Origin of the sequence: Niveispirillum sp., from assembly GCF_017996735.1 — a bacterium.
Lineage (GTDB): Bacteria > Pseudomonadota > Alphaproteobacteria > Azospirillales > Azospirillaceae > Niveispirillum.
Window position 1 is genome coordinate 1 of the sequence record NZ_JAGOGJ010000241.1, and the last position, 5,013, is coordinate 5,013.

A 5,013-nucleotide genomic window follows, 5' to 3' on the forward strand; every position below is an offset into this window, starting at 1 on the left:
AATTCGCGATGGAGCGGATCTTGGGATCGCTGTTGCTGCCGCTGACCAGCACCGGCTGCGGCAGGTAACCGATGGCGCGGTCGTTCAGATACTTGAAATAAACGCGGGCATAGCCGTTTTCGAACTTGCGGGTCAGGTTGGCCTTGATCTGGCCGCCGCTTTCGGCGTTGTAGTTGGCGTTGCGGACACCTTCGCCCTCGCGATAGAAGCCGCCGATATGGGCCGTCCAATTGTCGCCGATGGCGCCGCCAAATTCGAAATCGCCGCGCGTGGTGTCGTAATCGATACCGCGCGTCAGGGCGAAGCTGCCGCCTTCGGTGTCGCCGGTCTTGGAAATGAAGTTGATGACGCCACCCGGTGAGTTGCTGGCCAGCGTGCTGGCCGAACCGCCACGGATCGCTTCCACCCGGGCCACATTGCTGTCGGCGCGCAGGAAGATGTCGGCGTTACCAAAGGCAATATCGCCGAATTCCATGACGGGCAGGCCGTCTTCATGCAGTTGCAGGAACTTCGCACCACCGGCCGCCACCGGCAGGCCACGTACCGCGATATTGGCGTTGCCCTCGCCACCCGTCGATTCAGAGCGGACACCGGGAATGTTGCGGAAAATTTCCGCCGTGCTGCGCGGGGCGGACTGCATCAGGTCATCCGCCGACAGGGCGGAGACGGAGACGGAACTGCGCATCTTGGAGGTCTGGCTGACCACGGCGGTCACCACGATCTCTTCAAGCTGCAGATCGTCGCTGACGGCGGGCGGCTCTGCCGAAGCCTGGGCGACCTGGGTTTCCTGGGCATGGGCCATCGACAGGCCGCACGCGGCCAACGCCGCGCCCATCGCGGACGCGCGCAGAAGAATGCACTTCATTTGGGTTCTCTCCCTCAAAGACCGGTTTGGTCAATCATTGGACAGCCGTTTCCCGGCGCCCCTTTGCTTCGAGGATGAGAATAAACAATCTGCAATCGTTTGCAACAGCGATTTTGATGATATCAAGCGTTCTTGACATCAATTTATGTCAGGATATGTCTTAAATGCTCGCCTTGGTTCAGTGGACGGGGCCTGAATTGCCCGGCACGAACCAAACGTTTACAAACGTTTGTATCCGCCACCCATAGGCACATGGCCTACAGAAGCGCCGGGGCGCAGGTCTCCACACGTATCCGGGTCTAGTTACGGTTGGTGCCGCCGGCCCCGCCGAGGCCCGTTGAAAGGCGGGCTTCGGCGGGGCGTGACCGGGCGTCAGCCCGGCCGCTTTACCGCATTGATGCCCTTTGCCCCGGCCCGGGCCACAACATCGGCCAGCGGCTCCGCCACGACCTGCATGTGGAAGGCATTGGCATGCAGCAGAGTGGCGGCATCGGTCATGATGCCGACATGGCCGGGGAAGAACACCAGATCGCCCCTTTTATACTGCACATCCGCGCCGTCGGCGGAAATCAGGGTGCCGATGGCAGCCGCTTGTTGATCACTGTCGCGCGGACAATGCACACCGGCAGACAACAGCGCCAGTTGCACCAGACCCGAACAATCGATGCCGATACTGGTGCGCCCACCCCAGAGATAAGGTGTGCCAACGAACCGTTCTGCCACGGCCACAAAATCCGGCGCATCCTCCGCAATGGGGGCCATATGCCGGGCATGGACCCAGCCGCCGCCATCGATCTGGCGCCAGTCGCCCTGTTCCCCCGTCACCACCACCCGCGCGCCCATGGACAACACGTCCAGGAAGGGCAGCTTCAGGTCGGGTTCCGGCTGCACAAAGGTGCGCAGGGCCGATACCTTGTGCGTGGGAACCGTCATATCGGCATTCAGCGCTTCCACGCGCAGCCAGCCGACATAGCCATCGGTGCCGTTCTGGCCCCAGGCCCAGCCATCCCGTTCATCCAGGACGGTGAAGGTTTCGCCAAACAGGAGTTCGGTGGATTGACGCGCCTCGAAGGAGGGTTCCTCCTTCACGGCGGCAAAACCACTGCCGATCTGACAGGGAACGCCATCGATGAAGCGGGCGGCATTGACGCGGCCACGCAGATAGGTGGCGGCAAGGTCATCCCGATAGGGATGGACGCGGGGGTCTAGCTTTTCAGTGTCGGTCATGCCGATGGGGCCAAGGCTTCCGTTCGGGCGCCGTCCACCATAACCGGGGGCACGACGCCACTGACATCAAGGGCGGGCTCTGCAACAGGAGCACCTTCGTCGCCGACCGGGGGTGCCTTTTCCGCATCGATCACCATCTGGCCGAATTCGGCCAGGAAGACGGACCCTTTAACGGTCCGCTGGACCAGCACGTTACGGCGATCCTCCTGATCGCGCTTACGCTTGATGTAGCCCAGCCGGCCCAGTCGGTCCAGAGCGCGCGTGATCGCGGGTTTCGATACATTCAAGGTGGCTGCAAGCCCGCGCACCGTATGCGGTGGCGGCGTCAGGAAGACGGTGAGCAGTAGCGCCAGTTGCCGCGCGGACAGGTCGGGCCCATCCTTGCGCACACTGGCCACCAGGGCCCGTCGCCAAAGTTGCAACGCCTCTAGGTTACGTGACATGCCCCGCCCCCCGAACCCGCGTCCATGCCCGGCAACACGCGATATAAGCGGCCGGGCAGGAAACGGAGTGTGCCGAAGAACAGCCGCGTCGGCAAGGCGGGACAGCAAGGATTGTTACTGTTTCGAACCAAAACGTTTGGCGATGACGTCGAACATGGCGCGCAGCGTCATGGCCTCGCCCCCTTCCGGACGGCCCGGCCGGTTGGACGGGTTCCAGGCGAACAGGTCGACATGCGCCCAGACCGTATCCTTCGACACGAACTGTTCCAGATAAAGCGCCGCCGTGATGGCACCCGCCATGCCGCCCGAAGGTGCGTTGTTCAGGTCGGCGATCTTGCTGTCCAACTGTGCACGGTAGCCCTGCCACAAAGGCAGGCGCCACAGCGGGTCATCCTTGGCCGCGCCCGCCGCCAGGATGTCAGCGGCCAGTTCATCATTGTTGGAGAACAGGGCCGGCAGGTCCGGACCCAGCGCCACACGCGCCGCCCCCGTCAGCGTGGCGAAATCCAGCAGCAGGGCCGGCTTTTCGCTGTCCGCCTCGGCCAGCGCATCACACAGGATCAGGCGGCCTTCGGCATCGGTATTGCCGATCTCCACCGTCAGGCCCTTGCGGGTGGGGATGATGTCCATGGGGCGGAAGGCATTGCCGGCAATGGAATTCTCCACCGCCGGGACCAGCACGCGCAGCCGCACCGGCAGCTTCGCCTCCATGATCAGCCGGGCCAGACCCAGCGCATGCGCCCCGCCGCCCATATCCTTCTTCATCAGCAGCATGCCGGACGACGGCTTGATGTCCAGGCCGCCGGTGTCAAAACAGACCCCCTTGCCCACCAGCGTCACCAGCGGGTGGGACGCATCGCCCCAGCGCAGATCGATCAGGCGCGGGGCACGGGCGGCGGCCCGCCCCACCGCGTGGATCATGGGATAATTCTGGGCCAGCAGATCGTCACCGACGATGGCGTTGAACGTCGCCCCGAATTCCCCCGCCAGCTTCTGCGCCGCCTCGGCAAGCTGCGGCGGCCCCATATCCTCGCACGGGGTGTTCACCAGATCGCGCACCAGGAAGGCGGCCTTGGCGAAACGTTCCACGGCGGCGCCATCGGCCTTGGCCGGCAGGACCAGACTGGCAAATTCCTTGGTCGACTTCTTGTAGCGGGTGAACTGATAGGTGGCCAGAACCCAGCCCGTGGCAACAGCCGTGGCCGTGTCGGCATCCAGGTCCCCCTCAATGGCATAGGAGCCGGCGGGCAATGTCCCCGGCAGGCCGGCCAGCGACCAGATGTCGATCCGCTCGCCCACCCCGGCCAGCACGCGGGCGATCTGCCCATCGGGACCGGGCAGCAGCGCCGTGGCACCGGGCGCCGCCTTGAAGCCCAGGCGCTTCACCCAGGCGGCATCGGCCGGGGACGCGGCGGCCAGCCAGGCATCCAGCCCGGTCTTGGTCAGCAGCGTCAGCGCAACAGTATCGGCGGCGGGGGCGGTCAGGAGATGGGCGGTCACGAAATCTCGTCCTTGCTGGTGGCGATCGCGCGTGGGTGCCGCAATTGTCCCCGCACAAAGTTGGGGCTTTGCGGTTATTCGCCAACAGCCCTACTCTCCCGTCATCCTCTCCGCAACGGTGAAGCAGAGCCGCTCCATGTCCGACACCAACGCTGCCTTGACCCTGGTCATGGGTAACAAGGCCTATTCGTCCTGGTCCCTGCGCCCCTGGCTGGCGCTGCGCCATGCCGGCGCCGATTTCGCGGAAATCGTGGTGCCGCTGCGCCAGCCGGACACCAAGACCACCCTTCTGTCCCATGCGCCCAGCGGCAAGGCCCCGTCGCTGCGCCATGGGGATCTGGTTATCTGGGACAGTCTGGCCATCTGCGAATATCTGAACGAACTGTTCCCGACCGCACAGCTCTGGCCGGCCGATGCCGCCAAGCGGGCCGTTGCCCGGTCGGTGTCGGCCGAAATGCATTCTGGCTTCCCCGACCTGCGCAAGAACCTGTTCATGGATGTTCGCAACAGCCATGACCGCCCCGATCGTGTAGCCGCCGCACAGGCCGATATCGACCGTGTGCTGGCCATCTGGACCGATTGTCGGGCCCGATTCGGGGCGGGCGGTCCGTTCCTGTTCGGCGCTTTCTCCATCGCCGATGCCATGTTCGCGCCCGTCGCGACGCGCCTGCGCACCTGGAACGTGGCGCTGGACCCGGTTTCTGCCGCCTATATCGATGCCATCTATGCCCTGTCCGCCATGCAGGACTGGTTGACGGCGGCGGCCGCCGAACCCTGGGTGATACAGTTCGAGGGGATGTGAATTCCCCCCGGCCACGCCCCGCTGGCCGGACCAATGTAAACGGCGCGAAGCGGCACCATGACGGCGTTGACCGGCCCCTTGGCTTGGGCGCATGGTGCCGGCCCTGTTCCCGCGCGCAGGCACGGGAGCACAACAGCATCCATGCAAACGCGAAATCAGGCGCCAAGAAACAAGGA

5 protein-coding genes are annotated in these 5,013 nt (G+C 64.5%); 1 reads left to right on the top strand and 4 read right to left on the bottom strand.

All coding sequences use genetic code 11. From position 1 onward, the window contains the following. The 4 genes from KBA48_RS32410 to KBA48_RS32425 form a co-directional block, all read right to left on the bottom strand. On the bottom strand, positions 1 to 865 hold an 865-nt coding region (locus KBA48_RS32410), incomplete at its 3' end, for a TonB-dependent receptor plug domain-containing protein (protein WP_292912796.1). Between the two features lie 372 nt (positions 866 to 1,237). After that, positions 1,238 to 2,092 (bottom strand): C40 family peptidase, encoded by an 855-nt coding sequence (locus tag KBA48_RS32415; protein WP_292912797.1) that lies wholly within the window; start codon positions 2,090 to 2,092, stop codon positions 1,238 to 1,240. Then, complete coding sequence (locus KBA48_RS32420; protein WP_292912798.1) at positions 2,089 to 2,535, bottom strand: MarR family transcriptional regulator; 447 nt, start codon at positions 2,533 to 2,535, stop codon at positions 2,089 to 2,091. The genes KBA48_RS32415 and KBA48_RS32420 overlap by 4 nt, the downstream gene beginning before the upstream one ends. A gap of 114 nt (positions 2,536 to 2,649) precedes the next feature. After that, positions 2,650 to 4,035 carry a M17 family metallopeptidase gene (locus tag KBA48_RS32425; protein WP_292912799.1) on the bottom strand — a complete coding sequence of 462 codons (1,386 nt, stop codon included), beginning with the start codon at positions 4,033 to 4,035 and terminating at the stop codon, positions 2,650 to 2,652. Positions 4,036 to 4,171: 136 nt separating this feature from the next. Between KBA48_RS32425 and KBA48_RS32430 the strand changes: the two genes are divergently transcribed. Next, positions 4,172 to 4,837 carry a glutathione S-transferase family protein gene (locus KBA48_RS32430; protein WP_292912800.1) on the top strand — a complete coding sequence of 222 codons (666 nt, stop codon included), beginning with the start codon at positions 4,172 to 4,174 and terminating at the stop codon, positions 4,835 to 4,837. Positions 4,838 to 5,013 lie beyond the last annotated feature (176 nt).

What these genes read in the sequence shown, in the direction of transcription:
- KBA48_RS32415 (WP_292912797.1), bottom strand. Translation starts at nt 2,092, where the DNA reads ATGACCGACACTGAAAAGCTAGACCCCCGCGTCCATCCCTATCGGGAT.
- KBA48_RS32420 (WP_292912798.1), bottom strand. Translation starts at nt 2,535, where the DNA reads ATGTCACGTAACCTAGAGGCGTTGCAACTTTGGCGACGGGCCCTGGTG.
- KBA48_RS32430 (WP_292912800.1), top strand. Translation starts at nt 4,172, where the DNA reads ATGTCCGACACCAACGCTGCCTTGACCCTGGTCATGGGTAACAAGGCC.